The sequence below is a fragment of the Hydrogenivirga sp. genome, from assembly GCF_056450045.1.
This window is the reverse complement of record NZ_JBWONM010000133.1, coordinates 1-2,822: the sequence shown is the minus strand read 5'-3', so window position 1 is coordinate 2,822 and position 2,822 is coordinate 1. Positions and strand designations below refer to the sequence as shown.

Here is a 2,822-nt window from a genome sequence, read left to right as displayed (position 1 = left end):
AGGTCCTCAATCTTTACACCCCTCTTCAAAGCCAACCTTTCCTCCTTACCCATAGAAGGAGTGCGAGGGTAACGAGAACCATGAGGGCTAAGGAGTAAGGGTATCCGTACTTCCAGCCGAGTTCGGGCATGTACTCAAAGTTCATACCGAAGATGCTCGCAATGAGCGTGGCTGGTAGAAATATGGTTGCGAGGACGGTAAAGACCTTGACAGCCTCGTTCTGCCTTATGGTTATCAGACCGAGCAGGGAGTTCTGGATGCTGTCTATCTTCTCCATGTAAAAGGAGGTGTAGTCAAGGAGTGTACTCAGGTCGTCAAGGAGTATCTTTATCTCCCTCTTGGTCTGGGCGTTTATAAGGGGGCTCTTGAGGAAGCGCGAGAGTATCCTGACCTTTTCGTTTATTGATTCTCTGAGGGTTATGTTCAGTTCGTCGTAGTAGGCTATATCCTTTATGAGCTCTTCCGACTGCTCAACGAATATCATCTTCCATATGTTCCTTATCCTCCTTCCAAGGACCTCAAGCCTGTCCCCTATCCTGTCAACCTCAATGCTGAGTATCTCGGCAAAGAGGGATTCGGCGAACTGGATGTAGCTCCTCTTTGTCTTCAATCTGTTCAGGAATATCATCAGAGCGGGTATGTCTCTGTACCTGAGGGTGACGAAGTACCTCTCCCTTATGAAGAAGAACACGGGCTCAACTATTATCTCGTCCTTTTGCTGGATAACGAAGGACATGTTTATGTTTATGGCATCCCCAACTTCCGTGTACTTTGAGCTTATCTCTATATCCCCCATAACCTCCTTTGAGGGCATCTCAAAGTTTATGTTCTCCTTGAGCCAGCTTATCTCCTCTTCGTTGGGGTCAAGGACGTCTATCCACAGGATGCCTTTCTTCCTTGCCTCCTCAAACTCCTCCCTCTTAAAATCGGAGAAGTATCTTCCCGATATTACGTAGAGATTTATCACACTATAATTTTAACTTAGCTCATTCCCAGAGCTTCCTTATCTCCTCTGGGAGCTGCTTTATGACGTCTTCAACCTCACCCCACGTGACGTGCCTCTTTATAGCTCTGAATACACCCCTCGTGAAAGCCTCAGCTTCCTCCAAGTCCTTGATGTCCACGTTGGGGACAAGACCGGGGTCGTTCATCACCCTCTGGAGGAACTCCTCCTTCTTCCTTATGCTCTTGTCGGGTCCCTTTGTGGTGTCCCAGCCTTCACACCAGACCGCCTTGAAGACCATGGGTAGCTGGGCAACGAAGTCCTTTCCTTCCCTTGGGTCAAGCCTGTCCCTGAGGGCATGAAGAACAGCCTTGGTTATCCTGTAAGCTCTGGACTCATCCTCAACTCCAATCTCCTTCATTATGTCGTGAAGGAACTCATGTCCTTTGTGTACCCACTCTTCAAACAGTGCCATCTCTCCACCTCCCTTTTATATATATTTTACCTCCTCTTCCTCAGCCCTGCCACGTTCCTTCTGTGCTGAGAATAGGTTGTGCTGAAGAGGTGCCTCCTTGTCCTTGGATCAACCACGAAGTAGAGATAGCTTACCTTTGCAGGCTCAAGGGCAGCCTTCAGGGAGGATAGACCCGGATTGCATATGGGTGTCGGTGGAAGACCAAAGTAAAGGTAGGTGTTGTAGGGGTCGTCTATCTGAAGATGCTCTTTCGTAAGGACACCTTCCCACATCCCCCTCCTCTTGAGGGCGTATATAACGGTAGGGTCTATCTGGAGCTTCATTCCCCTCTTGAGCCTGTTGTATATGACAGCAGCTATGAGGGGCTTCTCCTCCTCTCTGAAGGTCTCTTTCTCTATCATTGAGGCGACCGTGACCCACTCCTCAATCGTTAGGTTCTTTTGGGCAACCTTTGGTCTCAGCTCAACGGTCTTCTCAAGGAAGTTCCTGTACATGGTGTCTATAACCTTGAGGGGGTGGGTGTTCTTTGAGAAGAAGTAGGTGTCGGGGAAGAGAAAGCCTTCCATTGTCGGCGTTGAGAGACCGTAGCTCTTTGGTGTGGTCTCAGAGGTTGCATACTTTAAGAAGTCCTCCCTCTTGCAGACCTTCTCCCTTTCAAGGAGATCTGCTATATCGTAGAGGTCGCTCCCTTCAGCAACAACTATCCGGTGGAGCTTGTGGAGACCTTGCGAGAGCTTTCTGTAAACGTCAAAGGGGGATACGTAGCCGCTGAACTCGTACTCTCCAGCCTCAAGCTTCTTCTTCTTCAGGGCATGGATTATCGCTATAGAGAGCCTGCTCCTTATCAACCCCTCTCTGTGGAGTATGTCAATTATCTTGACGGTGGGTGTTCCGTAGGGGATATCAACGGTTTTCTGAACAACGTAGACCGGCAGGAAGGCATATGCCAGATAAAAGAGCATGAGCAGGAAGAGGGCTGCCACGAAAAGGAGCTTTTTCATAGAGAATGAAGATACTCCTCAAGTATAACCTGTGCAGCCACCGAATCCAGCATCTCCTTTCTCTTCCGCGGTGGTAGGTCTGCCAATCTGCTCTCAGCTTCGTAGGTAGAGTAACGTTCATCTCTGAGCTCTATATCAAGGTTGGGGAGCCTTTCCTTCAGCCTTCTGACAAACTCCCTCACGAGCTTTGCCCTCTGCCCTTCCTTTCCCGAAGGGGTCAGGGGAAGACCGACGATCACCTTTTCTATTCCCCCTTCCCTGATTATCTTCTCCAACCTGTCCAACAGCTCACCGTCGTTTGGCAGGACACCCTTCGGAACAGCTATGCGGAGCTCGGTATCACCGGTCGCGAGCCCCACCCTCTTTGTACCAAAGTCTATAGCGAGGACCTTCAAGCTCCTCA

Annotated in this window: 4 protein-coding genes; all 4 read right to left on the bottom strand. The window is 49.6% G+C overall.

All coding sequences use genetic code 11. The features are described from left to right. Positions 1 to 25: 25 nt before the first annotated feature. On the bottom strand, positions 26 to 967 hold the full coding sequence (gene corA / locus AC1HCM_RS05615) for a magnesium/cobalt transporter CorA (RefSeq protein WP_479460789.1): 942 nt from the start codon (positions 965 to 967) through the stop codon (positions 26 to 28). Between the two features lie 19 nt (positions 968 to 986). Then, positions 987 to 1,418, bottom strand: coding sequence for a DUF2267 domain-containing protein (locus AC1HCM_RS05610; RefSeq protein ID WP_479460788.1), 432 nt, complete (start codon positions 1,416 to 1,418; stop codon positions 987 to 989). A gap of 26 nt (positions 1,419 to 1,444) precedes the next feature. Continuing rightward, positions 1,445 to 2,419, bottom strand: a complete 975-nt coding sequence (mltG, locus tag AC1HCM_RS05605; RefSeq protein WP_479460787.1) for an endolytic transglycosylase MltG — start codon at positions 2,417 to 2,419, stop codon at positions 1,445 to 1,447. Next, a partial coding sequence (ruvX, locus tag AC1HCM_RS05600) for a Holliday junction resolvase RuvX (RefSeq protein ID WP_479460786.1) occupies positions 2,416 to 2,822 on the bottom strand: 407 nt, incomplete at its 5' end. The genes ruvX and mltG, both read right to left, overlap by 4 nt.